Annotated in this window: 19 protein-coding genes and 2 pseudogenes; 9 read left to right on the top strand and 12 right to left on the bottom strand. The window is 54.4% G+C overall.

The window, feature by feature from the left end:
• Positions 1–25: 25 nt before the first annotated feature.
• Positions 26–703 (bottom strand): ribose-5-phosphate isomerase RpiA, encoded by a 678-nt coding sequence (gene rpiA / locus H8S02_RS09695; RefSeq protein WP_186970351.1) that lies wholly within the window; start codon positions 701–703, stop codon positions 26–28.
• Positions 704–1288: 585 nt separating this feature from the next.
• Here rpiA and H8S02_RS09690 point away from each other — a divergent pair.
• Positions 1289–1726, top strand: a complete 438-nt coding sequence (locus H8S02_RS09690; RefSeq protein ID WP_186970350.1) for a sporulation initiation factor Spo0A C-terminal domain-containing protein — start codon at positions 1289–1291, stop codon at positions 1724–1726.
• A gap of 189 nt (positions 1727–1915) precedes the next feature.
• Here the strand turns inward: H8S02_RS09690 and H8S02_RS09685 are convergent, their stop codons facing one another.
• Positions 1916–2395, bottom strand: a complete 480-nt coding sequence (locus tag H8S02_RS09685) for a sporulation initiation factor Spo0A C-terminal domain-containing protein (RefSeq protein WP_186970349.1) — start codon at positions 2393–2395, stop codon at positions 1916–1918.
• A 342-nt stretch (positions 2396–2737) separates the two neighbouring features.
• Between H8S02_RS09685 and H8S02_RS09680 the strand changes: the two genes are divergently transcribed.
• On the top strand, positions 2738–3379 hold the full coding sequence (locus H8S02_RS09680) for a hypothetical protein (RefSeq protein ID WP_186970348.1): 642 nt from the start codon (positions 2738–2740) through the stop codon (positions 3377–3379).
• Here the strand turns inward: H8S02_RS09680 and H8S02_RS09675 are convergent.
• The 5 genes and pseudogenes from H8S02_RS09675 to H8S02_RS12420 form a co-directional block, all read right to left on the bottom strand.
• Positions 3376–3513: a hypothetical protein gene (locus H8S02_RS09675; RefSeq protein WP_186970347.1), complete on the bottom strand. Its 138-nt coding sequence runs from the start codon at positions 3511–3513 to the stop codon at positions 3376–3378. The genes H8S02_RS09680 and H8S02_RS09675 overlap by 4 nt on opposite strands.
• A 10-nt stretch (positions 3514–3523) precedes the next feature.
• Entirely contained in the window at positions 3524–3988 is a 465-nt protein-coding gene (locus H8S02_RS09670; RefSeq protein ID WP_186970346.1) for a hypothetical protein, read from the bottom strand.
• 17 nt (positions 3989–4005) lie between these two features.
• Positions 4006–4401 carry a CD1107 family mobile element protein gene (locus H8S02_RS09665; protein ID WP_243166487.1) on the bottom strand — a complete coding sequence of 132 codons (396 nt, stop codon included), beginning with the start codon at positions 4399–4401 and terminating at the stop codon, positions 4006–4008.
• On the bottom strand, positions 4394–4633 hold the full coding sequence (locus H8S02_RS09660; RefSeq protein WP_186970345.1) for a DUF4315 family protein: 240 nt from the start codon (positions 4631–4633) through the stop codon (positions 4394–4396). The genes H8S02_RS09665 and H8S02_RS09660 overlap by 8 nt, the downstream gene beginning before the upstream one ends.
• Positions 4634–4648: 15 nt before the next feature.
• Positions 4649–5663, bottom strand: a pseudogene (locus H8S02_RS12420) (VirB4-like conjugal transfer ATPase, CD1110 family); the annotation flags it as partial.
• A gap of 260 nt (positions 5664–5923) precedes the next feature.
• Between H8S02_RS12420 and H8S02_RS12830 the strand changes: the two are divergent.
• The 7 genes and pseudogenes from H8S02_RS12830 to H8S02_RS09620 form a co-directional block, all read left to right on the top strand.
• Positions 5924–6598: pseudogene (locus H8S02_RS12830) on the top strand (M64 family metallopeptidase); the annotation flags it as partial.
• Between the two features lie 111 nt (positions 6599–6709).
• Entirely contained in the window at positions 6710–9244 is a 2535-nt protein-coding gene (locus tag H8S02_RS09645; RefSeq protein WP_243166485.1) for an S-layer homology domain-containing protein, read from the top strand.
• 52 nt (positions 9245–9296) lie between these two features.
• Positions 9297–13163, top strand: coding sequence for a M64 family metallopeptidase (locus tag H8S02_RS09640; protein ID WP_186970342.1), 3867 nt, complete (start codon positions 9297–9299; stop codon positions 13161–13163).
• A 982-nt stretch (positions 13164–14145) separates the two neighbouring features.
• Positions 14146–15309, top strand: coding sequence for a tyrosine-type recombinase/integrase (locus H8S02_RS09635; RefSeq protein ID WP_186970341.1), 1164 nt, complete (start codon positions 14146–14148; stop codon positions 15307–15309).
• A gap of 759 nt (positions 15310–16068) precedes the next feature.
• The gene (locus H8S02_RS09630) at positions 16069–17343 is read left to right on the top strand and encodes a RecQ family ATP-dependent DNA helicase (protein WP_186970340.1); all 1275 of its coding nucleotides are present in this window, start codon (positions 16069–16071) and stop codon (positions 17341–17343) included.
• Positions 17340–18326 carry a hypothetical protein gene (locus H8S02_RS09625; RefSeq protein ID WP_186970339.1) on the top strand — a complete coding sequence of 329 codons (987 nt, stop codon included), beginning with the start codon at positions 17340–17342 and terminating at the stop codon, positions 18324–18326. The genes H8S02_RS09630 and H8S02_RS09625 overlap by 4 nt, the downstream gene beginning before the upstream one ends.
• 192 nt (positions 18327–18518) lie before the next feature.
• Positions 18519–18695, top strand: coding sequence for a helix-turn-helix domain-containing protein (locus tag H8S02_RS09620; protein WP_186970338.1), 177 nt, complete (start codon positions 18519–18521; stop codon positions 18693–18695).
• Positions 18696–18842: 147 nt separating this feature from the next.
• Here the strand turns inward: H8S02_RS09620 and H8S02_RS09615 are convergent, their stop codons facing one another.
• The 5 genes from H8S02_RS09615 to H8S02_RS09595 all read right to left on the bottom strand — a co-directional run bounded on the left by H8S02_RS09615 (position 18843) and on the right by H8S02_RS09595 (position 25229).
• On the bottom strand, positions 18843–19958 hold the full coding sequence (locus H8S02_RS09615; protein ID WP_117489211.1) for an ABC transporter ATP-binding protein: 1116 nt from the start codon (positions 19956–19958) through the stop codon (positions 18843–18845).
• Positions 19959–19972: 14 nt separating this feature from the next.
• The gene (locus tag H8S02_RS09610; protein WP_186970337.1) at positions 19973–22087 is read right to left on the bottom strand and encodes an alpha-galactosidase; all 2115 of its coding nucleotides are present in this window, start codon (positions 22085–22087) and stop codon (positions 19973–19975) included.
• Between the two features lie 12 nt (positions 22088–22099).
• Complete coding sequence (locus H8S02_RS09605) at positions 22100–22942, bottom strand: carbohydrate ABC transporter permease (RefSeq protein WP_118286011.1); 843 nt, start codon at positions 22940–22942, stop codon at positions 22100–22102.
• 16 nt (positions 22943–22958) lie between these two features.
• Entirely contained in the window at positions 22959–23873 is a 915-nt protein-coding gene (locus H8S02_RS09600; protein WP_117489217.1) for a carbohydrate ABC transporter permease, read from the bottom strand.
• 75 nt (positions 23874–23948) lie between these two features.
• Positions 23949–25229, bottom strand: coding sequence for an ABC transporter substrate-binding protein (locus H8S02_RS09595; RefSeq protein WP_118722982.1), 1281 nt, complete (start codon positions 25227–25229; stop codon positions 23949–23951).
• Positions 25230–25344: the final 115 nt, after the last annotated feature.

Here is a 25344-nt window from a genome sequence, read left to right as displayed (position 1 = left end):
CTCCTGCTGTGGGATGCCGCCCGTCTTACTTGGACGGGTTCTCGATGACATCGACCGTACCGTCAGAGTGGCCGACGATCATGCGCTTGCACATATTGAGGAACAGGCCGTGCTCCAGAACGCCGAGCATGCCGGTCAGCTTGGAGTAAACGTCCTGAATGTCGAAGCCTGCGCCGAGGTGCAGATCTGCGATATAGTTGCCGTTATCGGTGACGAAGGTCTTGCCGTCGCGGACGCGGAGAACCGGGTTCCAGCCGTAGCCGGCCATGCGCTCCATCGCCTGCTTGGAGCCGTACTGCGCGATCTCGACCGGCAGATGGAATGCGCCGATCTTGTCGACGAGCTTGGACTCGTCCATGATCCAGATGACTTCCTTGGCCATGGAAGCGACAACCTTCTCGCGGTACAGTGCGCCGCCGCCGCCCTTGATGGCGTTGAACTGCGGGTCGATCTCGTCTACGCCGTCGATCGCGAGGTCAACGTGGTCGAGCTCGTCGATGGTGAGCAGCGGGATGCCCAGCTCACGCGCCTGCGCCTCGGTAGCCTTGGAGGTCGGGATCGCCTGAATCTTCAGACCGTTCTTGACCATTTCGCCTACCGCGTTTACCATATGGTAAGCGGTCGAGCCGGTACCCAGACCGACTACCATGCCGTCCTTTACATAAGTGGCAGCCTTATCGCCTGCAAGTTTTTTCATATCCATTTTATTTCGTCCTCCTCAGAGTTTGATACCGTTTAACGGGTGCTTTAAAAGGGTAACTATTCATCTTTTATTATAAGATGAAACGCTGTAAAGGTCAAGAACGGTTTCGGCTTCGCGCACCGCACTTCGGCGGTCCGGCAATACCGTATCCTGTCGTTTCATGTCGAATTTGTTCATTTTATATAAAATTTCATAGAAGAGCACAGTTCAAACCGTACAGCGTGCCATTCGACGTTTTTTACAGCAATTTGAAGTATTTTTGCACAATATTGACACGCAGTGTGAAAAACAGGTTAAGCGGTCGTTCATCCGGAGGGCGGCCGGGGCTTCCTGCGGCGCATTCTCAGACGGCCTTGAAGTCTTTCGGTTAACGGAATCTTAGCGCGAAAAGAGGGATTTTCCGCGTCCGTTTGTGCAACCTGCTGTTCAGCGCCTCGATTTTCGACGCAGCAGTAAGATTATGGATAATCCATCGAATTTTTCTTCTTTTTTCCTGTTTTTTCTCATGATATAATGGGAATCAAAGAAGGAAATTTCCTTTCTGCATACCATATTCAAGAGAATTGTTTATCGGAGGTCGTGGTTATGATGTTGATGATGGATGATGCAGTTGTTGTGGAAAAAGCGGAATCTGTCGAAAAAGAACACTCTGCTCTTGCGCGGGAGATTGAATTTCGCTTGACGCCCTATCTTTACCAGCTTGGTATCCCGCCGCATGTTACGGGATACTGCTACCTACGCAGTGCGGTGGTCGAGTTTTTACTCAATCCGTCGGAAATAAGAGAGATTACCAAAACGATTTACCCCCGGATTGCTCTGGAGCACGGTACGACGGTCAGCGCGGTGGAGCGCGCGATTCGCCATGCGATTGCGACGGCATGGAACAACGGCGGCCTGCGCGGCATAAAGGGCGACCCGTGCACGGCGCTTCTGACGTTCCGCCGCAAGCCGACAAACAAGGGCTGCATCACCGCGTTTGCGGATATGATCCGGCTCGTATATGGCACGGCAATCGGGCTTTAAACGCCGAAAAATGGGAAATAACGTCCGTTTTTACGTACAAACGGCAGCTTTTCTGCATAAAAAGCAGCTACCGAAAGGCAGCTGCAAAATTAAAACGATGCTGAAGTATAGGGCAAGCGCGAGCAGTGGACGGATTTTACCTGCTGATAAAAGCACGGTTTTCGCCGCAATACCTGATATACCGCCCACTTAGAGCTTGATTTCGTCGCCGAGCTTGCTCCGGACAGCCGCTGCAAGACGGTCGATAAACTGTGTCACTGTCGGCATTTCGTGGAACGTGATGGCATCGGGACCCTCATCGTCTGCGGACATATACCCCTCGTTCCACGCATATCTGACCGCAGCGGCGCAGGCGCGCTCCACAGAAGCAAGCGAGGTGCCGCGCTCGACGGCAATCGTCATGAGCAAGGCAAGGTGAGTCGAATTCTGAATGCCGTCAAGGAGGTACAGGATAACGGCGCGGCACAAAATTTCATAACCGCGCATCTGCGGTGTGATGCCGAGCCGGAACAGATACGGAAGGGTTGCGCAGGCAATTTTCTCCTCGTCAGCCGCGCGGCCGAACAGGATATTCTGATGCAGGTACAGCGCTCCCTGCTCATTCTCCGGCATCCAGAGGTAATCGTACAGATCGTTCATAAAATCGTCCTTATTCATGTTCTTATCCATAGTTACACCTCCCGAAAGTGCATAATAATTCATTATTTATATTGTATATTATACCATATTTCCTGCGCCGCGCCACACGGAATATTGCGTTGAAAATAATGAAATTCATGCTGTGTTTTTGTTCGTTTTGGTGAAAAATGATAAAAACCACAGTTTTATGGTGGAATTTTGAATTTACAGGCGGGAAAAACGGCGTTTTCTCGAGCAAGCGGATTGTCTGATTATTGCATCTGATATGCCATCTGCAGAAATTAACAATGCCGCCCGTTTTGCTCGCCTGCACAGCAAGCCGATCATTGATTTAAATACTGCTGACATGCATTTTCGCCGTTAAGCGGCACGATGGCGCGGCCTCAGCTGGTATGGCATCACCCTGGGAAGCCGCAGTGTCATGCTCTGGGGCAGTCCGATCGAGCTCAGCAAGCAGGCTCAGCTGAAAAGTGGCAGGAAGATTTGATCGCGCGTGTATTCGACTGTCCGGTGGCAAACGAATACGGTGCACGTGATGCCGGTATCCTCGCCTACACCTGTCCGTCCGGCGGCATTCACATCACTGCAGAAAACTGTATCATAGAGGTTCTTGACCCTGTCACATATGAACCGGTGCTGAACGGACAGAGCGGTGTGCTTGCGATCACTGATCTGACCAATTATGTTCAGCCGCGTCTGCGATATATGCTCGGTGATATGGGTACACTCTCAACCGAAGAATGCTGCTGCGGCCGCCGCCTTCCGCTGGTCCCGATAATCGAGAAAGAGCTGCTTCAGCGTCGTGAGGAACAAATGCAAAATCAGAAGCTGTACCGCAAATCATATGATACAAACTATCTGGATTTCGTGTTTGTCAATGACATGGGAACGCTGTTCAAGCCAGATTATATTACCCGTCACTTTAAGGAACTTCTCCAGAGGAATAACCTGAAAGTCATTCGAGTGCATGATCTCAGGCACCCGTATGTCAAGCACACGACAAAAAATTTTTAGCTTACGCTTGATGGATTTTCAAGCACAGGCTTATCCTGATGCTCGGCGAAAAACTCGCGGAGCTTGTCAGCTTCATCGTGGAGGACAAAGCCGAAGCCCTGTCCGTCCACTCTGCAATAGAAAGCGATTTTCATGTCTGCCACCTCAAGCGAAAATGTCTTGGATTTTATATGCAATCTCAATGCGCTTATCGGGGTACACCAGCACCCGGTCGATCAGCAGCTCGGCCAGCTCGGTGGTCAGCGTGTCAGCATCGAAAATCGCTTTGGGCGCTTCCTTGCGGCTGTCCTGCCGAGCCTGCTCGTCCTGCTTCTGCTTTGCCTGTGCCAATACTGCGGCATAGGCGTTTTTCGTTTTCAGAAGCAGCTCATCGCACGTAGCTTTTTCCGCCTTGTAGGTATTCAGGTCGATCTCGCCCATGAGATAGCGTTCATACAACGTGCGCTTGCCGTCTTGCAGCGTCTCAATCTGCTGCTCATATTCGGCGCGTTCCGGTACGGAAGCATCTACCCGGAGCGTACCGTCAGGGGCAAGCGGCGTGGTGGCTTCCATCTGCTTTTTCAGCGTCAGGAATACCGCCCGTTCCAGCTCCGCGGCGTTCAGGCGCATCTTGTGGAAGCGGCTTTCTACGTCCGCCTCGGAATGGCGGCAGTGATACCATTCTTGCTTTCCAACGTAATGAACTGTTTTCCTGCCTTGGTGCTGGAGCCAATATCGTCGATCAGCGTCAGATTGCCGTCCGGTGTCAGCGCGTCGCTGCCGCCCGTCATGCTGCCGACAAGGAGCTGCCAGAGGTCGGCCAGCTTCTTTTCATCAAACGGAAGCGTAATGCCGCCGATGCTCACGGTACTGTCGGCGGCGTCGGTGACGGTCAGATAGCTGCCGTACACATAGCCCACACGGGCAGGCAGCGCATCATCAGGATAATCACCGCCGCTGGCAAAGGCGGAAACGGGGAGAATCCCGATGCACAGGAGCATCAGCAGCAGGCTGATAAAAATGCGCGGTGTGTTTTTAGTCATGGTTCAACGCCTCCTTTTCCGAAGTGGCCGGTGCAGGCGCGGCCTGCATACGGCGGAACAGCTCGGCAAACCGCTCCATCGTCATGCCGTTCTCACGCACCATGCCGATGATGTCGGTGTCCTCCAGCTCACGAATCTGCTTTTTCAGCTCGCGGTTGCGGCCTTGCAGATCGGAGATTTTGCCTTTGTTCTTCTCCAGCTCCCCACGGAGCTTCATGATTTTCGGGTTCATATCGTTCACTCTCCTTTACGGCAAGCGCCCATAGCGGTAGAAATGGGACTGCCAATAGCTTGAATTTAAGTTCGCATAAGAGATCGGATCTCCACAGTGGATCATCATATTGTTGCCGACGTAGATGCCCACATGGCCGACACTGGGGGTATCGTAGGTTCCGGTGAAAAACACCAGATCGCCCGGTTTGACGTTGGCAGAGGATATGGGCGTACAGATGTTGCAAAGTCCCTGCGCTCCCAGCTTGCCCGCATCCCAACCGGAATGATTGATGACCCAACTGACGAAGCCCGAACAGTCAAATGAGGTGGAGGGACTGCTGCCGCCCCAAACGTAGTAGCGGGTCGTTTTATGGGCGGCGCGGTTGATGGTCACACGGTTCCAGACCTGATCCTGCACCACCAGCATCCCAATTTTTTTGAGCTGCTTGCCCAGCTCCTTGATGTCGTAGCAGACGATGCGGCTATTCACATCCACGTTCGTGTGATGGTTGAACACATTCAGAGAGCCGGTGACGTAGATTTCAAGGGCGGTGGCGATGTACTGCGCTTCCTTTTCATCCTGCGCATGGAGGGCGTTATACAAGTCCTCCAGCAGCGGCATATTCTCCGGTTTCGGGTCATTGAGGTAGTCCCGGTAGACGATGCGCACGCAGCGGTCGATGATGGTCTTTTCCACAGGGGGCAAGCCCGTCCTTGCCGCCGACGATCAACTCGCGCAGCGACAGAATGAAGTCGGATTTCAGGTTCAGTGGGTTATCATTGTCGCTGTAATCCAGATTCAAGTCCATCTGATTGATGTAGCAGGGCGAACCGTCGTAGCCCTTGCCGGTGGGCGACAGCTTAATGACCTGACCGTGCAGCCGCTCTACCAACGGTGTATATTCGCCCTCCGGATCACAGATGATGATGTCATCCTTGGGGCAGATGAGAAACGCATTGGTGATCTCACGTTTTGCCGAAAACGACTTGCCGCTGCCGGGAGTGCCTAAAATCAGGCCGTTGGGATTTTTCAACAGCTTCCGGTCTAGGGGCCGGCGGATTATAGTTGATCCGCCGCATGCGCGCGGCGGACGCCCGCGCTTCTAGGGCCAAACAGGCACGAGAACAGGACGGGCGGAGAGCGAAAACCGCGTGGCTCATGCGGGCAGCGAGCGCAAGACCTCTGAAATGAAAAAGGGTGGGCGAAACGGGGAAAATCCGCAGGATTTTTGTTTGTTTTTTCACAAAAAGGTTGCCTTGCAAAAGGGGCGGCGTGTATAATAAAAAAACACAAGGCCTGTCCGGGGGGATGAACCCCGCTGGCTTACACGCGAACAGAAGGAGAACAGATGTGATGAGAAAGAGGATCGCCGCGTGGGCGCTGACCGCCTGCATGGCATTGACCCTGCTGCCCCTGCACGCCGGGGCCGTCCCCATCAGCGGCCCATCCGCCACGGAGACCGTTCTGCCGACGCAGGTGACGGCGGCAGCGGAGGAGAACACCGTCCATGCGTTACAGGCGGCGGGGCTCCCGGTCTACACCCTGCAAAAAATGGGGAACGACCGGGAAAATCTGGTGCTGCTGCTGTTGGGCGACGGCTACACGCAAGATCAGCAGCAGCAATTTCTTCAGGAGGCGCGGGTACAGCTTGGCCGCCTGATGGCGCTGGAGCCGTACAGCCGCCTTGCCCACCGGATCAATGTGTACGCCGTGCCCGCCGTGTCCAATGAGGCGGGACTGAGCACCGAGAACACCAAGCTGGACACCTATTTCGGCCTTACCACCCTGTTTGAAACGAAGAGCATCGGCTTTAGGAGTGATACGGACGGGGAAGCAAAGGTGAACGCGATCCGTGCCGATCTGGAGCGGCTGTGTCTGGACGAAGGGGCGTTTGTGGACAACATCCATATGTTCGTCAACACAAACGCATCTGTCGGCTCCGCTAGCGGGATCTACTCCTTTTCCACCGGAGGGGCCGAGGACTATGCCATGGCCCATGAGCTTTCCCACAGCGTGGGAAAGCTGGGGGATGAGTACGGCCTAGACACGAGGTCCCCCAACGTCTCCACCGGTAGCGACATCAAGTGGAAAAAGATGATGGGCTACCGGAGCATCATCGCATGTGAGAACAACGACGGCAGGGTGCTGATCCCCACGGCGTTCAAGTGCAATATGTACCAGTCGGATCAGCCCTTCTGCGAGGTGTGCCGTCTGGCTCTGGTGCGGCGGATGTTCTCCACTGAGCGGATCCAAAACGGCATGGAGCTGTATGTGGCGGACCCGGAGGTCACCACGGCGCACAACAACACTGAGGACAGCGAGCGTTACCGCGTCACGCAGGAAAACCTGCTGAAAAAAGCACCGAATATCCGTGATCTCTCCCTCTCCCTGCGGACGGTGATCCAAAATCTCAGTGACCGGGAGCGGAAAGTGAAGCTGGTGCTGGGCGTGGTCAAGGCGGACGGCGAGCCGCGAGAGCCATTGAAGGAAGAGGTCTTTACCGTCCCGGCGCTGACGAAGAATGGGAACATGGAGGATGCCTGTATTTATCCCATCCTGACTTTTAATCCCATTCAGGGCACGAACTTTGAAGCTGGAGACCGACTGGTGGGAGAGGTCCGGGACGCGGAGAGCGGCGAGGTGCTGGCCACCTATCAGGAGCCGGAATACGACACCTATCAGGTGAACTATCTGTTGGAGGACGGACAGTCCATCCCCAACACCTTCACCACAGAGTTACTCCTGCCCAAGGGGTGCGGCGATCCGTTTATCAGCCAGTGGGCCCCCCGGACGGTGGGCGGACACGCCTTTGTTCGGATGGAGCGGGAGGGGCTTGCCCTTCGCCTTTACTACCGTCAGACCGCACAGACCGTCCCGCCCGAAAAGCCCAAGCTGGAGGGCGCCGTCACCATCATCGGCACGCCCAAGTACAACCAGCCCCTGACAGCGACCGTCACCAATCTCACGCCTGTTGGTGCCAAGCTGACCTACCAGTGGTATCACGACGATGAAAGGATCCTTGGTGCCATCAAGGAAACGTACACGCCCACGGCCGAGGATATTGGCAAGAGCGTCCATGTTGCGGTTTCCGCCGAGAAGTGCACGGGCGTGTTGAAGTCCGAGGATGTTACCGTGGCCAAGGCGGACGCGTTTAAGATGGCCGACTACGATTGTCAGATGTACTATCACATCACTGAAGTTCAGGAAATCACCGCTTATAATTTCGTTCCGGCCGATCAGGTTCAGGATGCGGTCATCAAGGACGGCGTTCGTGATATGGTGGATCCCGATCACATCATTTCGACCGAGGACTTCACCAGCACCACGTTCAAGCTGGCGGACGGCCTGACCCCGGCAGACGCGGGCAAGACCGCAAGCTGGAAAGTGATCATCACCAGCACGACCCACGGGGACACCACCGGCACCATCACGGTCAAGATCACGGCTAAGGATGCTCCCGTTGTTCCCAAGCCTGAGCCGAAACCCGAGCCCTCTCAGCCCGGCGGCTCTACGGGCGGTAATACCGGTGGTTCTTCCAGTGGTGGCGGTAGTTCGTCCGGCAGTTCCGGCGGTTCGTCCTCCGGTGGTGGCGGTGACACAGCGTCCGCCAAGCCTGAGACCGCCACCAAGCCAGACGGTACGAAGGTAGAGACGGTCACCAAACCGGACGGTACGAAGGTGGAAACCGCCACTAAGCCGGACGGCTCCACCGTCAAGACCGAGACCATGAAGGACGGCTCTGTTTCCAAGACCGAGACCATGAAGGACGGCAGTTCCGTCACCGAGAACAGGGCCGCTGACGGCTCCACCGGCACGGTGAAAACCGACAAGAACGGTCAGACCGAAGCGGAGACCACCCTCAGCGGCAAGGCCGTTGAGGACGCGAAGAAGAACGGTGAGGCCGTCAAGGCTCCCGTGGAGGTGGAGGCCACCAAGAACAGCAGCACCGCTCCCGTGGTGAAGGTGGAACTGCCCAGAAACTCCGGCGAGACCAAGGTGGAAATTCCCGTTTCCAACGTGAAGCCCGGCACGGTGGCGGTGCTTGTCCACCCCGACGGCACGGAGGAGATTTTGAAGGACTCCGTTCCCACGGAGGACGGCATCCAGCTCACCGTCAACGGCGGCGCAACCGTCAAAATTGTGGATAATTCGAAGGATTTTGCCGATACCCGGGACCATTGGGCCAAGGATGCCATCGACTTTGTCAGCGCCCGCGGCCTTGTGAGCGGCATGAGCGAGACCACCTACGCGCCCGACAACGCCACCACCCGTGCCCAGCTCTGGACGATTTTGGCGCGGCAGAACGACGCGGACCTGAGCGGCGGCGGGAGCTGGTACGGAAAGGCGCAGACCTGGGCTAAGGCCAACGGCATTTCCGACGGCACGGCTCCCGAGGGCACCATCAACCGCGCCCAGATGGTCACCATGCTCTATCGCGCAGCGGGCAGCCCAGAGGTGGAGGGTGCGTCCGCGTTCACCGATATTTCCGCCGACAGCTACTACGCCAAGGCCGCTGCCTGGGCGGCGAAGAACGGTATCACCGCCGGTGTGGGCAATGGAAGGTTCGAGCCTAACGGCACCTGCACCCGCGGCCAGATCGCGACCTTCCTGTATCGTTACATGAAGTAATGTTCCCAAAGCGATCCACAAAAGCAAAATCTCAACGCAAAGGAGACAACACATGAAGCACAAGAAGTACAAGGAAAGCGGCAGAGTGATGGCTCTGCTCCTTTCCGTCGTCCTGATGCTGGGCCTGCTCCCTCTGCCGGTCAGGGCCGCGGGCGCGGAGACGGGCGTTCAGCTGGGTGATTACATCCGGCTGGGCAGCTACGACGGCGAGCCGATTTTGTGGCGCTGCGTCAGCGTGGACGAAAACGGCCCGCTGATGCTCTCAGACAAGGTACTGTGCGACTCTATGCCCTATGACGCGCAGACCAGCGAGAATTCCACCAGCGGCTCTCACCACCGCAGCGGCTACCGGAGCAAATACGGCTCCAACCACTGGCGCGACAGCGATATGCGCTCGTGGCTCAATTCCGACGCCGAAGCCGGACAGGTGAAATGGCTCTGCGGCAACCCGCCCAAGGACGGCTATATCATGGGCGGCGGCGCGTATGACGGCAAGGCGGGCTTCCTCAACGGCTTTACGAGGGACGAGGCCGCCGCCATCAAGACGGTGACGCAGCGCTCCATCGTTTCCCATCCGGAGTACACCGCGGGCTACATCGACGCGTCTGGAGCCGACCTCCCCTACAATACCGATATAGGCTCGGTGGCGGACGGCTATGAGGGCGCACATTACGAGAACATCACCGATAAGGTGTTCCTGCTGGATGTCAAGCAGCTCTGCACCGTCTATGAAAACCTCAGCAGCTACTACATCGCGCAGAACCGGAACGGCGTCAACTGGAGCTACTGGCTGCGGACGCCGGTGACGGACTGCAACCACGATATGCGCTATGTAAGCTCGCAGGGGAGCATCGGACGCGACGCGCCCTGCAAGGGCTACTACGGTGTCCGTCCGGCGTTCTATCTGGACACGGCGTATTATGCCGTGACCTCCGGCAGCGGCACGGAGACCGACCCCTATGTTGGCACCGCGCCGAACAAGCCGGCGGACAGCACCCCCCTTTCTCCCGCCGAGCGGGACACCGGCGACGGAAACTGGGACGTGGACACCGAGACGTATCTTCAGGTGGAGATGAGCGACTACTACACGAAAGACCCCGAATACGCCAACGCCACCATTCCAGTGTATGTGATCCAGAAGCCCCGCAGCGACACGGAGAACATGGTGATCCTGTTCTGCGCCGAGGGCTACACCAAAAGCCAGCAGGCGGATTTCATCCAAGATGTTCAGAAGCTGTGGCAGGCAACGCTGAACACGGAGCCGTACCGCAGCATGGCGGACCGGTTCAATGTCTATGCGCTCTGCACGGCGTCGAAAGAGAGCTTTGGCGGCAACACGTTTTTCCGGGCGAATACCGACGGCATTTCCACCAATTTCGGAAACTGGAGAAACCACATTTTCGAGCGCATCATAGGCACGTCTTTCCTTGAAAAGATCCATGACGCGCACATCCCCAACACGACCAAGCCGCAGGACGAAGATTACAGCCAGTATGATTACGTTTATGAGCACATCAACCAGTTCGTTGTGCTGGCGAACAGCGGGGAATATTTCGGCGGCTCCCACGATGATATAAAAAGCGGTATCCACTATATCCTGGCAGCCGCAAAAAATAGCTACTCCAAGTTTATCCTGCGCCATGAGCTGGGACACGGACTGTTTCATCTGGGCGACGAGTATGCGACCAGCTCGACCCCCGTGGGGGAGGAATCCTACCGCGCCTCGCTGAATATCTCTCACACGGCAGACCCCATGAAGGTAAAGTGGAAGAATATGCTGGGCTTCCGTAATACCTATTCCTGCCCGCACAGGGACGATTCGTATGTGTACAATTCCAGCGCTGAGTGCCTCATGCGGGATAGCACGAAAAATGAGTTCTGCGATGTGTGCGCCCTTCAGGGCACCAAGCGCATGAGCCAGCTGATCTCCGACCCGCCCGCCCTCTATGTGGCGGTTCCCGAGGTGAAGCGGTACACCGGCGACTATAAAAACCCCTCCGAGAACTCCGACGCTTACCGGCAGGCGGATTCCTCCGGCTATTGGAGGTATCAGCAGGATCGGGAGAACCGCCTTTTGAGCGGTGGCTATAAAAACCGCTTCTCTCCGGACATGAAGGGGCAGGAGATCGAGCTGCGGACCATCGTTCAAAACCTCTCCGACACCGAGGAGCAGACCGTGACGCTGCGCCTGTGGGTGCAGCACGCTGACGGCAGCCGGGCGGTCACGGCAGGCGGCAAAGAAATTCTGGCGGAGCAGCGCTTTACCGTTCCCGTCTGGAGCGAGAAGTCCAAGTTCTGGCCCAAGGGCGCGCTGGAATACACCGGCAGCGACTTTGATTCCGGCCTCGTCAACTGCTCTCTCGTCTATCAGATCCCGGCGGACGCCCAGCTGGAAAGCGGCGATACCATCGGCTTTGAGGTGATAGACGGGGCGGGGAATACCCTTGCCACCGACGGCACCGAAAATCAGTCCTACACCGACGTTACCATTCAATATGAATTGGAGGACGGCACGGCGATGCCCAACACCGCGCCCTCCGTTCTGCCGGTCCCGACAGGCGCAAGCGTGAACTGGCAGCCGCCTCAGACCCTGAACGGCCACGCCTTTGTCGATATGAAGGACAACGGCTCCACGGTCACCTTCGTTTATCAGGAGACCTCGGAGCAGCCGGAGGTAAAGACCTACGCGGTGCGCTATGACTGGGGCGAAGCCCCCTCCGACAGGACGCTGCCCACCGACAGCAGGGCTTATCGCAGCGTGGAGCAGGCGATGGACGCTATGGATACCACTTTTACCGCTGATTCGACCTCCAACGCGCAGAACGGCGGACTGACTGGCACATGGGCGTTCTCCGGCTGGGACAACGGCACCTTAGAGGGCACGACCGTGGTGTTCCGCGGAACGTGGAGCTTTACCCCGGACGGCGGCTCTGCGGGCGGCGGTTCCGGCGGTTCTTCCTCCGGCGGTGGCGGCGGCTCCAGCAGCACGACGACCACCAAGCCCGAAGCCACCGCCAAGCCCGACGGCACCAAGGTCGAAACCACTACCAAGCCCGACGGCAGCTCCGTCACGGAGAGCACCGCCCCCAACGGCTCCACGGGCACGGTCAAGACCGACAAAGACGGCAAAACCGAGGCGGCGGCCAAGCTGAGCGACAAGGCCATCGAGGACGCAAAGAAGAACGGCGAGGCGGTCAAGGCTCCGGTCGAGGTCGAGGCCACCTGCAACAGCAGCACCGCCCCCACCGTGAGCATCGAGCTGCCCAAGGGGGCAGGGGAAACCAAGGTGGAGATCCCCGTTTCCAACGCAAATTCCGGCACGGTGGCGGTGCTCGTCCATCCCGATGGCACCGAGGAGGTCGTCAAGAACTCCCTGCCCACGGAGAACGGCATCCAGCTGACCGTGAACGGCGGCGCGACGGTCAAAATCGTTGATAATTCTAAGGATTTTGCCGACACCCAAAACCATTGGGCGAAGGACGCCATCGACTTTGTCAGCGCCCGCGGCCTCGTGAACGGCATGAACGAGAGCACCTACGCGCCCGACAGCTCCACCACCCGCGCCCAGCTTTGGACGATTTTGGCACGGCAGAATGACGCGGATTTGAGCGGCGGTAATACTTGGTATGCAAAGGCACAGAATTGGGCGAAAGCCAAGGGCATCTCCGACGGCACAGACCCCGACGGCGCCATCAACCGTGCCCAGATGGTCACGATGCTGTGGCGCGCCATGGGCCAGCCTGCGGCGGGAAGCGCGGCGAGCTTCACCGACGTCCCCACCGACAGCTACTACGCGCAGGCGGTGGCTTGGGCTGTGGAGCATGGCATCACCTCCGGTGTCGGCGGCGGTCGCTTTGACCCCGACGCTGCCTGCACAAGAGCGCAGATCGCGGCGTTTTTGTATCGCTCCATGAAGTGACGAAAAAAACAGCTCCGGTCCCTTTCGCAGGGAACCGGGGCTGTTTTGCGTGAGCCGCTGCTATTCCAGAAAAAACGGGACATATTTCGTGCCGCTGGAATCAATGATGGCTACCCGACCTCAGAAATCGGCAAATTAGCCGTTTTGACACCTGCGCACGGCACGCTTTGGCAACACGCGGAGCACACCGAGGGTAGTGATACCACCCCTACCTCGCATACGCAGAAAGCCCTAAGCGCAGGACGTGCAAGCTGCAATTTCGATAAAAGCAAAAAAGATCACGCAACCCAGCGGGGCCGCGACGCCTGCTTCGGGAGTACACCTGACCAAGACCCAAAAGCGGCAAAGTTTGCCGTTTTGATACCCGGCCGGGAGAGGTTTGGGAACGTGCGGTTCGTGCCGAGAGTGACAGCACCCCCATCCGAAACGCCCCTGCTTCGCCGCGTAAGCCGTTGTGTGCGATTTTTCTCCGAAGGCCGAGTGTGTACCCACTTTCGGGAGTGAGAGCGAACGTGGGCCGTTCGATTTTAGTACAAGATAAAGAGAGGTGCCCCTAATTGGGCCCCTCTCAGCCACAAAGCCCCGCAGTGCGGGGCTTTCCGAGGTTTTGAAACCGCAGTCTAAGGTGCACCTTGAGAGGCGTTTTCGCGGTCTTGGGTGAACGCGAGGGGCGTCAGTCCCCCGTGACGGCGGACTTTTCAAGGTGACCGTTCCGCAGACGATTGAGAAGTTTGCCGCTTTCAACCACCCGAAAAAGTGCTTTTTGTGCAGCGGTAATTGGGGGAGGAAAACGTGTATATTTTGCGCCGCTGTAACAAAAGAAGAACATCCCCCGGCAGCGCAAAAATTGCATCGCCATAGACAAAGATTAGGGGCAGAAGTCACCGCAAGGCAAATGATAACTTTCTGATAACAGTTCCACCTTTGGATAGCTTTCCTCTGTTGGTTACGGTATCGTTCGTTGTCGAAAGGGGCTGATACCATGCCAAAAAGACGAGCAAACGAGGAAGGGAACATCCGCAAACGAAAGGACAGCCGCTGGGAGGGAAGATACTCTGTCGGTCACGATCCGGAAACCGGAAAGTCCATCATCAAAAATGTCCTCGGAAAAACGCAGGCGGAAGTAAAAGAAAAACTGAAAAAAGCCATCGAGGAGAACGTCGGCATCGACCACGGCAAAGCGAAAACCTGCACCGTGGGAAGTTGGCTTGAGATCTGGATGGAAAACTACGCGAAAATCAAGCTGCGCCCGTCCACGTTCAAGACCAGTCAGGGTTTCCTCAAGAACCACATCAAGCCGCAGATCGGCAGCGTCCCGCTGGCAGAGTTGACTTCTCTGGATTTACAGCGGTTCTACAAGCACCTGTTGGATGGCGGGCGAGTAGACCGCATTGAGGCCAAGAAAAAGCCGAAAGGGTTAGCGCCAAAGACCGTGCGGAACATCCACCAGATGATCGGCTCGGCGTACAATCTCGCCATGGAGCAGAAGTTGGTAACCCGCAACCCGACGCAGGGCTGCGCCTTGCCAAAAGTCGAACACAAGGAGATGAAAACGCTGACTGCCGACCAACTCAGCGCCTTCTTCCAAGAAGCCAGGGACAGCGGCGTGTACGAGCTCTACTACCTTGATCTCGCCACCGGACTGCGGCGGGACGAACTGCTGGGGCTGAAATGGACGGATGTAGATTTCGACCGCAGAGTGGTCAAGGTGCAGCGGGCTATATCCCGGCAAAACGGCAAGGTGGTCGAGGCCCCGCTGAAAACGAAAAACGCCTACCGCACACTGCCCCTGTCGGCAGACGCGATAAGCGTTCTGACGCATCAAAGGAGAAAAACGGGTAGCAGCGAATGGGTATTCCCATCGCCAAGCGGAGGCCCTATGTCACCAAACAGTGTGTTGCATATGCTCCAGCGGGTGCTGAAACGGGCGGGGCTGCCACGGATACGATTCCACGACCTGCGCCACACCTGCGCAACTATGCTGTGCCGCCGGAAGATCTCTCTGCGAGATATTCAGCTTTGGCTCGGTCACTCAACCTATCAGACCACGGCGGACATTTATACGCATCTGGACTACCGTGATAAATTGGATACCGCCAGTGCAGCGGCAAGCATGATGACAAGCATTATTCAGCATAACGCATAGTCATTCGATGCATGAAAACGAAATGTTGGCAAAATCGAGTTTTTCATTTTTGAAAATGCCAACATTCAGGGGATAAAATCTTACCTCTCGGTTCCAGTTTATCCCCATAAATGCAAAAAAGATCCCTGCACTCTCAAACGAAAGTGCAGGAATCCTTGGTGCCGCCAGCCGGAATCAAACCGGCACGGGTTTAACTCCGGGGGATTTTAAGCGGGAAACATCGAAAGTCTGCTGCAATCCAAACAGTCGAATATCGGTATATTTTCCGCATTTAAATAACATTCTCGTTTAATTATTGGCGAATACCAAAAGAAAACCGTGTTGTTTTGTGGCTCAAAAAAAGTGTTTCAGAATACTATGTCAAAATGGGTTTTGACAGATTTTCCGAGTCTTATTCGAGAGAACTTCGAGAACGGTTTTCTGCTGTGCCGACCTGCGGTTGGCTTTGCTTGCAGCACTCAGTTTATTGATGTGAAAATTCACTCTTCATGGGTGAATTTTCACTTTTTTCATTCTCGCGATAAATCCTCTGTAGTAACCGATTCCCGGAAAAATTACGCTTATCTATTCGAACCTTTTTACACTTTTTATTCTCCATAATACGATATTCCGGTCTAAACTACTCTGTTAAGGCATTTGAGAAGAAAATCTATTAAATCGAAAAATGTAACTTATTTTGGAAAAATGTTCACTATTCGGCATTATCTTTTTACATTCCGATAACATAAAGATAATCTTAACACATTGGAGGTTATCTCTATGGATATCAAACGACATTTAAAATCTGCACTGAAGCAACTCGGTTTCGACAAGCCTCGCAAGGCACAGATTATTCCGATGAACACGCTTGATGCTGAACAGGACGCAATCGTCATTGCTGCTACTGGTTCCGGCAAACAGGTCATCTATGAAACGGTTGGACTGGCTCATTCCGACAAGCTGACTATCGTTATCGAGCCTTTGCTTGCGCTGATCTACAATCAGGTGCAGACGTTACAGGAGCATGATGTTCCTGTCGATTATATCGATATGACCCGCTCGAAGGAGGATATCGATAAGATATTACACCGGGCTCGCAAAGGAAAACTGACTTTCCTCTATATCACTCCCGAACGACTGCAAAATCATGTGTTTATTGAAACTATGCAGCATTCGGATATTTTTATGATCGTGGCGGACGAGTGTCACTGCATTACGGAATGGGGTTATACGTTTCGTGACGCTTATCTGCATATTGGTGATTTTATTGGTAAACTGAAACATAAACCGGTTATCTGTGCCTGCTCTGCGACAATATCTGCTGACTCTTTGAATATCATTCGCGACAGTCTACACATGGACAAGCCTGTTATTCTGCGCAGTGATTTGCGGCGTGATAATCTTATTCTTCTCAAGAAGGATGTTACTTGTCAGAAGAACACCTTGGAGGAACGACTGGAATTCCGTATCAAGAAGCTCTGCAAGCTGATTGATAAGTATCACAAAGATGGCTCGGTGCTGATCTTTGCGCAGACAACTACATATGTGGACGCACTGTACAACATTCTGGGAGAAATATACTCCGGCGATGTTACCCGCTATCACTCACGAATTAAACCGGAACGTCGCAAAAAACAGTTATTATTCGACTTCCTGCAAGGCAAAAGAAAGATTATGATTGCAACTTCAGCATTCAGTATGGGTATTGATGTTGCCGATATTGAACTTGTCGTGCACTTCAACGCACCGATCAGCATGACGGATTACATTCAGCAGATTGGCCGAGCGGGACGTGATGGACGAAAGGCGCACTGTGTCATCTTCTACGATCAGAACGGCGATGATGAGGCTATCTCAAATAGCTTTATCAAGAAGGCGAAAAAGCAGTCAGCCAAAGCTGCGAAAACGATAAAATCGAATCTAAACCAAGTACACAACTTCATCCATAGCGAAAGCTGCATGGTATGCGATATCCTCGAGCACCAAGGACAGCACGAAACGAAAACCTGCAAGCGTTGCACAGTCTGCGCACAGAAACGGAGGAATAGCAAATGATTACGAACAAGTACGGCATCCACACCTTTTCGTTGAAATTACAATGCAAATATTCCAAAATACAGAACATTATTGAACAAAATGAGTGCATTCGTACCAGCAAAGGGAAATTAGGTCTTTCGCCGTATTACCAGATAACGCAGTTCAAGGACATTGGCGTTGAGATACAGCTTGGCCAGTCCGTTTCGCATCCGTGCTGGCTGATACTGATTATCAACCCGTCCTCCCTACTCACTGGTACATATAAACCGACCGCATTATTTCAGGCTGACAAAGAGTCTGTTCAGCAGGTAAAGCACCGCCTGCGGAATATCCTTGATAAAATCGGCGTTGACCGACGGCTCAAGGAGTTTAAGCTGTCACGGTGTGACTTGACCTGCAATCTGTATTATGAACGCAAGGCTGATGTTCAAGATCGTTTGGATATTTTCAAGAAATCCTTTCCTATCCCCCATTACAACACGGTTAAGTTCGGACAATACGCAAATTCCGATGAGCAATTCAAGGGAGCCAATAAGCATTCGTGGACGATTGAGAATAAGTCTAAAAGCTGTGCTTTCTCAGTTTATGATAAATCGTATGAGCTTGAGAAACGGCATGATATCAAGATTGACGAGCATATTCTTCGACTGGAATTGCGGTTTGGTCGTTCGAAAATCACCAAGTTGACTAAGGCTAAAGACTGGGAAAGTCAGCTGATTGAACTTGGCTCTCAGGTTGAAAATCAGCAGCATAAGTTTCTCCACCGGCTGCATATGATGCACTTTGACCCGGTTTCGCTTCCCGAGCTGCTGGACCGTATCAATGCCTCCAAGTACCGCGAAAAGACGAAAAAGAAGCTGCGCCGTATCGCGAAAAAGGCGAACGACTGCGTTTCGCTCGCAGCCGTCCAGAAAGATTGCAGGATTAAAAAATCTGACCTTATTAAATTGTTGGGGAAGTTTGAGGAGATGGAGACAGGATGTATTTCATTCCAGTCATAAATCTATTTCTCATCAGTGCATGCAGGCAAATTTTCTCTTTTATCATCATTTATAATTTTCGTTCTAACGGCCTGTTGCAGGGTATTTGTGCCTGCTTAAACAGCATGATTTGACGTTCAATCGCCAACATTAGAATAAGTATACATGAATTAAAGTGAAATGTGCTTTCACCCATGTCAAGGAGGTTTTACCATGTCGAACGATGAAATCCTAACCGTCAAAGAGACGGCTGCCCTGCTCAAGACAACGCGCCAGCAAGTGCGCAAGATGATCGTAAACGAAGAACTCCCAGCCGTAAAGGTCGGCCGGGAGTGGAGAGTGCTGAAAGCGGGGATTGTGGAGTTTTTTGAGAAACAGATATGTTACTGACATATAAACATCCTAAGATGAATGCAAAATCTTGCATCAAATGCGATGTGTTGTGTGCTCATATGAGCGAGAAAACTCCATATGGCGTATATTCAGCCATACGGAGTTTCCCATATTAGAAGAGAGAGGTGGCTTAATAGGAATAAATTATTTAATATTGATTGCCTGTTCGGTTTCTTTGTCAAACAGATGAATTTTGTTCTTATCGATAGCAAGCGAAATATGGTCGCCGCTTTCCGCCTGCACGCGGGACGGTGCGCGCACGATAAGTTTCTGACCGCCGCATACAGCATGGATATAAATTTCCGCACCCATCATTTCTGCGATTTCAACTTCGGCCTCTACCGTGCTGTCCTCGCTCATTTCCAGGAATGCGCTTTCCGTATGGAAGTCCTCCGGACGGACGCCGAGAACCACCGTCTTTCCGGCGTATTCCGCCATCAGCTTGTCCGGGAACTTGCCCTGCGGCAGAGGGATGAGTTTGCCGGCAAAATTGACGCCGTAGCCTTCTTTTCCCTTTTCGATCGTGCAGTCGATGAAGTTCATCTGCGGAGAACCGATAAAGCCGGCTACAAACATATTGCAGGGCTTGTTGTAGAGGTTTGTCGGCGTATCGGCCTGCTGAATGATACCGCTCTTCATAACAACGATACGGTCGCCCATCGTCATCGCCTCGGTCTGGTCGTGCGTTACGTAGACAAAGGTCGTGCCCAGTCTTTTATGCAGGCGGGCAATCTCCGCTCGCATCGAGGTACGCAGCTTGGCATCCAGGTTGGACAGCGGCTCGTCCAGCAGGAATACATCAGGGTCGCGCACCATAGCGCGTCCCAGTGCGACACGCTGACGCTGGCCGCCGGACAACGCCTTAGGCTTGCGGTTCAGCAGATGCTCCAGATCCAGAATTTTAGCTACTTCATGAACCTTCCGGTCGATTTCGTCCTTCGGCATCTTCTGAAGCGACAGTCCGAACGCCATATTCTTGTAAACCGTCATATGCGGATACAGCGCGTAGCTCTGGAAAACCATCGCAATATTGCGGTCCTTCGGCGCAACGTCATTGACGCGGCGCTCGCCGATATACATATCACCGTCCGTGATCTCCTCAAGACCTGCGATCATACGCAGCGTAGTCGATTTACCGCAGCCGGAAGGGCCGACCAGCACGACAAATTCCTTGTCCGCGATTTCAAGATTAAGTTTCGGCACTACTTCAACGCCGCCGGGATATACCTTTCTAATATTCTGTAAAGAAATCTTTGCCATTCCTTGATTCCTCCTTATTCGTTTGCACTTACTTCAAACAGTCGTGCCGAGATATTCACCGGCAGCTCGACCGCAAGTTCGCCGCTTTCCTTGTGCCATGCGCAGCGGCACGCGGCATTCTGCGGATAGAGGCACTTTACACTTGCGTCTTTTCCGCGCAGATGCGAAATGGGAAGCAGACAGGTATCGTTTCCGCTGTCGCTGCGCCATACCGCAATATAGTTTTTGTTTCCGGCTTTCAGTCCGAGAGATACCCACGAATCCCCGTACGAGGACAGACCCAGTGGCCAGAACGGAACCGCCCGCCGAATATCCTGCCGGATGCTCTTGTAGCATGCAATGCCTTCCTTCACCAGCGCGAACCGAGCCGGGCTGAGATTGACCAGATGGCCACTTTGGTGAATGCGAAGCAGCATTGCGTTGACCATGTTGAAAATCGTTTCTTCTTCATCACCGTCGGTCAGCGGATAGGACCACACCGCAGCCTGCTCCGGGGTGACCGCCGCCGGTGCATTGGCGGCCAGAGTCGCGTACTGCCGGTAATCGGTCTGGTCGCTTGTGGACTGAAGGCTGTGCCGTGCCAGCATCGCATAGTCCGTCCGCATGCCGCCGCTTGAGCAGTTTTCTATGACGAGCTCCGGGTATTTTTCAAAAATATGATCGATCCATGCCAGATACGCCCGGTTATGCTCCAGCAGACCCTGACCCGTGCTGTCGGCCTGCTGATCGGTACCGGTGCCCGGCTCGATGTTGTAATCCATCTTGATATAGCCGACGCCGTATTCATTGACCATGCGGTCGATCACCCGCTCGGCATAGTCCCGAACCTCCGCATTGCGGAAATCGAGCTGATAGCGCCCCTTATCGCACACACGCCTGCCGTGCCGCATGAAGAACCAGCTGTCCGGAAGCTGCTTTGCCAGCGGACAGTTGACGCCCATGACTTCCAGCTCCAGCCATGCGCCTGGGATCATGCCCGCGTCGCGTATGGCATCCATGACCTCTTTGAAGCCGCCCGGGAAGCGCTTTTCCGAGGGGCGCCACTCACCGACGCCGTCCCACCATGCGCCGTCCGCATACCATCCGCAGTCTACGACAAAGTATTCGCATCCTGCTTCCCGCGCCTTCGGAATCATTTCCAGTTCCTTCTGCGTCGTGGGGTCACCGGACAGGCAGTTCATATAGTCATTGAAAATGACCGAGAGCTGCTCATTGTCACGATTCGGGCGGCGTATCCGCCGTCGGTATTCGGTCAGTGCAGCCATAGCGCGATCCATGCCTGCGGTTTCCACACCGATGCAGGCAGGAACCGAAACAAAGGTCTCGCCCGGCATCAGCTGCTTCCACCAGTGGTTATGCAGCTCATCCGGACCGCCAAGCTCCAGATAATACTGCCCTTCGTAGTCACTGATCTCCCAGTGCCACGAACCGTTATGTTCGATCTGCCAGTAAAGCGATACGCCGGCTTCCGTATCCTCGAGATACGCCATCGGAAGATACTCCTTGGTAGACCAGTTGCCCGTATTGCTCACCGAAAAGACCTGCGTCGATTCGGCTTCCGGATCGGAACCGGCCGTGAAGGTCAAGCCCAGATCGGAAAAGCTGTATCTGTTCCAGTGCATTTCCCGTTTCCACGAGTGGTGCGGAACGCTGAGGCGCAGCTTGCGATCCGGTCGAATCAGGCCCTCTTTGCCGAGTCCCATCAGACAGAACGAGGAGAGCGCTTCCAGCCCCTGCGCTTCAGTCCCGCAGTTGGTTACCTCGGTCCAGCTGCGGACGACCGGAATGCCGTCATAAAACTGATAATGCATGGTCAGATGCAGTCCGGTTTCCTCGTGAACGGTCTCCCATTCCAGCTTGCGGCCGGTGTCATTCCGGCTGTCGCGGAAATCCAGATACTTCATTTCATATCCGGGCGAGGTCTCTACGATTTTCGCACCATGCCAGTTGCTGGGGCGATTGCGTCCGGTCACCTGTATCTCGGAGGGGAAATACAGGTCCTTTTCTCCCTGCCGGACGAGTGTGTTCTCGTCCAGCGGAAGGGCGGAGAAATGCACCAGCCGGACCTTATCGCGGCGCACCTCAAAGACCATATGGATACCGTTTTCGTTGATTGCGATACGCTTCATGGCAAACCTCCATCAGCCCTTGACCGAACCGCTCATCAGACCGGCAAGGAAGTATTTCTGAAGGAACAGGAAAATGATCGTAACCGGCAGGACCGAAATGACGGATGCCGCCATCAGGCCGCCCCAGTCTACCAGGTTCGCGCCCTTGAAAAGCATGATTGCCGGTGTCAGCGTGCGCAGCTTATCGGACGAAATCAGAACGTAGCCGAACATGAACTCGTTCCACGCATTGATGAACGCATACAGACCGGTCGAAATCAGACTGGGAATCGAAACCGGAAGAATGACGCGGATCAGCGTCTTTGCTTTGGAGCAGCCGTCGATCTCGGCGGCTTCTTCCAGGTCGATCGGTACCGTGTCAAAAAAGCTGCTCATCATAAAGGTGCAGAGCGGAATGACGAACGTGGTGTATGCCAGCACCAGAGAAATGTGCGTCTCCAGCATATGCATCTGCTGCATGATCATATACAGAGGTACCAGAAGAAGAACGCCCGGAATCATCTGCGACAGCATCATCATGAAGTTCGAAGTCTTCACGATGCGCTTGCGGTAGTAACGGCTCAGCGCATAGCCGGCCAGCACCGCAATGATCATGGAGATGAGCGTTGCGGCGAGGGAAACGACAAAGCTGTTCTTAATATAGGTAAGAAAGCCGTTATCGACCAGCACGCGACGGAAGTTATCGATCGTTGGATTGTCGATCAGCAGCGAAGGGACTGCCGAACGGATCTCATCCTTCGGTTTCAATGCAGAAATCAGCATCCAGAAGAATGGGAAAACACAGATGACCGCCAGAATGCTGATCAGAATGTAGGTAACGGCGGAAACAGCCGCCCTTGTTTTTTTACTGCCCATTTTTTCCGCCCCTTTCTCAGCCTGCCTGGCTGTTGATTTTTTCTCGTTTGCGGTAATAGAATACGAACAGGATCGTCATGACCGTAAACATCATGGTAGACAGCGCGGACGCTGCGCCGACATTGAACTTTTTCATCGAATAACGATAGATCATGATCGGCAGCGTTTCGGTAGCGTAGTTCGGGCCGCCCTCTGTCATGACCCAGATAAAGTCGAAGTTGATCGCGGTCCAGATGACATGGATGAATACGATGACCAGCGATACCGACTTCAGCTGCGGCAGCGTAATGCGGAAGAAGCGGGTGAACATGCCCGCGCCGTCGATCGCCGCTGCCTCCGACAGGTCGCCGGGAATCGACTGCATCGCAGCCAGGAAAGAAATCGTGTAGTACGGGAAGCTGCGCCAGATATTTACGAAAATAACTGTCGCCATAGCAAATCTGGCGTCACCGAGGAAGTTTATCGGAGCCTGGACGATATGCAGATGAGTCAACAGGTAGTTTACAATGCCGAAATCTGTATTGAGCATCCAGTCCCATGTCATGCCTGCAACGATGATCGGAACCAGCCAGGGAATAAAGACGCAGGTTCGGAAAATTGCGCGACCCTTGAATTTCTGATTCAGCAGAACAGCTGCCAGCATGCCGACGATATACTCACCGGCTACCGAGCACACTGTCCAGATTACGGTGTTTTTCGCATCATTCCAGAAGTGTTCATCATTGAGAATTGTCTTGAAGTTATCCAGACCTGCAAATCCGGAAACATTGGGCTTTATCAGGTTTACCTGAGAAAACGCATCATGGATTACCTTGCCCAGCGGATAGGCAATCATTACCGCCAGAAACAGCAGAGCGGGCGCCAGCATGATCCAGGCTGTCCGGTTGTCTCTTTGGTCGCGTGTTAAGTATTTTTTCTTCTTTTCCGGCATATTTCTCCACCTTTCTCCAGGATTAAGAGTATGCATACCGGAACGGCTTCCGCTCCGGTATGCACCATTTTCTTTTTACGAAGCGCTCAGCTCGCCGGACTCTTCCAGAGAGGTGTTGACTGCATCGGCCAGCCACTCTGCTGCTGCCTGCGGCGTCATGCCCTCCTGAAGGACCTTAGCGATGGAATCGATCATAGCCTGAGAAATGCTGCCCAGCGTTACCGGCGGGAATGCAACGCCGTTATCGGACAGAGCCTGGAAGTCCTCGGTCCACTTGCCCGGAACGGTTACATCGGAACGCGGAGATGCGCTGGAGTAAACGTCCTGCTGCCATTCCTTGCCGCATACGTAGGTCGCAAAGTCGAATGCTGCGTCGTTGTTCTTGCTGGTGTTGAACAGGAACAGCGGCTTCAGCTCCATGTAGGTTGCCGGCGTGCCGCCTTCCGGTACCGGAATCGGCTCTACGGTAACATCGGACATCACTTCCGGATTGGCGTCCTCTTTTTCCTGGAGCCAGTTGCCGGTTACGTAGCTGGCGGAGAAGCCGTTGACGAAGTTGTCGTCGGTCTCTTCATAGCCGAAGCTCTTGGAGTTCGGATCGACAACGCCGCTGTCGATGCAGTCCTTATAGAACTGGAACACGTCTGCCGCTGCGGCCAGCTGGTCTGCATTATCCTTCCAGGTATTCTTGTACATGCCGTCATCCTGCAGCGAGCAGATCTCAAGGCCCTTCTGCGCCAGATAAACGATCATTTCCTGCGGAGCACGCACGCCCGTGCAGGCCAGCGCATACGGATAGGTGCCGGTCTTATCCTTGAAATCCGTCATGGAAAGCACATCGTCCCAGGTAGCCGGTACGGACGCGCCGCCCTTTTCCATGATATTCTCGTGGCACAGATAAGCGCGAACCGTCATTTCGTACGGCACACCGATGATCTCATCGCCGATGGACATACCCTTCATGACCGCGTCGCTCAGTACGGAAGCGTCGTCCCAGTTTGCGTAGCGGTCGGACAGGTCCTCCAGAATGCCCATGCTGTGGAATTCGCCGGTCCACTCGGGCAGGCCCCACGCAACGTCCGGCGTATTGCCACCCGCAGCCGCGGAGAGGATCTTGTCATGCAGCATGTCATAGGAGAACTCGGTATAGTTGACCTTGACGCCGGTCTGCTCCTCATACTGTGCTACCAGCTTCTTTACGTTTTCGCGCTGCGAATCCGACAGGTTGGACGACCAGACCTCAAGCGTCGTGCTGCCGTCTGCGCTGCTGCCGCCGTTAGAAGACGAACCGCCGCATGCCGCCAGCGAAAGTGCCATGCTGGCTGTCAGCACGCCTGCCAGAGCTCTTTTCCACATTTTTCTCATTTTTCATACCTCTTTCTCTGTTTTTGTCCTGTTATCTCTTCCACTCTACTTCTCTGCTGCTTATTCCGCCCTCCTTATGCGCTGCCGTCCAGCAGGCGACGGCGTT

The organism is Agathobaculum hominis (assembly GCF_014288055.1).
Classification (GTDB): Bacteria; Bacillota; Clostridia; order Oscillospirales; family Butyricicoccaceae; genus Agathobaculum; species Agathobaculum hominis.
This window is presented reverse-complemented; position numbering and strand designations above follow the sequence as displayed.

Bases quoted from the DNA above. Each gene is read 5' to 3' on its own strand.
- H8S02_RS09595 (WP_118722982.1), bottom strand. From the start codon at position 25,229: ATGTGGAAAAGAGCTCTGGCAGGCGTGCTGACAGCCAGCATGGCACTT.
- H8S02_RS09625 (WP_186970339.1), top strand. From the start codon at position 17,340: ATGATTACGAACAAGTACGGCATCCACACCTTTTCGTTGAAATTACAA.
- H8S02_RS09665 (WP_243166487.1), bottom strand. From the start codon at position 4,401: ATGACTAAAAACACACCGCGCATTTTTATCAGCCTGCTGCTGATGCTC.
- H8S02_RS09605 (WP_118286011.1), bottom strand. From the start codon at position 22,942: ATGGGCAGTAAAAAAACAAGGGCGGCTGTTTCCGCCGTTACCTACATT.
- rpiA (WP_186970351.1), bottom strand. From the start codon at position 703: ATGGATATGAAAAAACTTGCAGGCGATAAGGCTGCCACTTATGTAAAG.
- H8S02_RS09685 (WP_186970349.1), bottom strand. From the start codon at position 2,395: ATGGATAAGAACATGAATAAGGACGATTTTATGAACGATCTGTACGAT.
- H8S02_RS09600 (WP_117489217.1), bottom strand. From the start codon at position 23,873: ATGCCGGAAAAGAAGAAAAAATACTTAACACGCGACCAAAGAGACAAC.
- H8S02_RS09630 (WP_186970340.1), top strand. From the start codon at position 16,069: ATGGATATCAAACGACATTTAAAATCTGCACTGAAGCAACTCGGTTTC.
- H8S02_RS09615 (WP_117489211.1), bottom strand. From the start codon at position 19,958: ATGGCAAAGATTTCTTTACAGAATATTAGAAAGGTATATCCCGGCGGC.
- H8S02_RS09660 (WP_186970345.1), bottom strand. From the start codon at position 4,633: ATGAACCCGAAAATCATGAAGCTCCGTGGGGAGCTGGAGAAGAACAAA.
- H8S02_RS09645 (WP_243166485.1), top strand. From the start codon at position 6,710: ATGATGGGCTACCGGAGCATCATCGCATGTGAGAACAACGACGGCAGG.
- H8S02_RS09690 (WP_186970350.1), top strand. From the start codon at position 1,289: ATGATGTTGATGATGGATGATGCAGTTGTTGTGGAAAAAGCGGAATCT.
- H8S02_RS09675 (WP_186970347.1), bottom strand. From the start codon at position 3,513: ATGAAAATCGCTTTCTATTGCAGAGTGGACGGACAGGGCTTCGGCTTT.
- H8S02_RS09610 (WP_186970337.1), bottom strand. From the start codon at position 22,087: ATGAAGCGTATCGCAATCAACGAAAACGGTATCCATATGGTCTTTGAG.
- H8S02_RS09635 (WP_186970341.1), top strand. From the start codon at position 14,146: ATGCCAAAAAGACGAGCAAACGAGGAAGGGAACATCCGCAAACGAAAG.
- H8S02_RS09680 (WP_186970348.1), top strand. From the start codon at position 2,738: ATGGCGCGGCCTCAGCTGGTATGGCATCACCCTGGGAAGCCGCAGTGT.
- H8S02_RS09640 (WP_186970342.1), top strand. From the start codon at position 9,297: ATGAAGCACAAGAAGTACAAGGAAAGCGGCAGAGTGATGGCTCTGCTC.
- H8S02_RS09620 (WP_186970338.1), top strand. From the start codon at position 18,519: ATGTCGAACGATGAAATCCTAACCGTCAAAGAGACGGCTGCCCTGCTC.
- H8S02_RS09670 (WP_186970346.1), bottom strand. From the start codon at position 3,988: ATGCGCCTGAACGCCGCGGAGCTGGAACGGGCGGTATTCCTGACGCTG.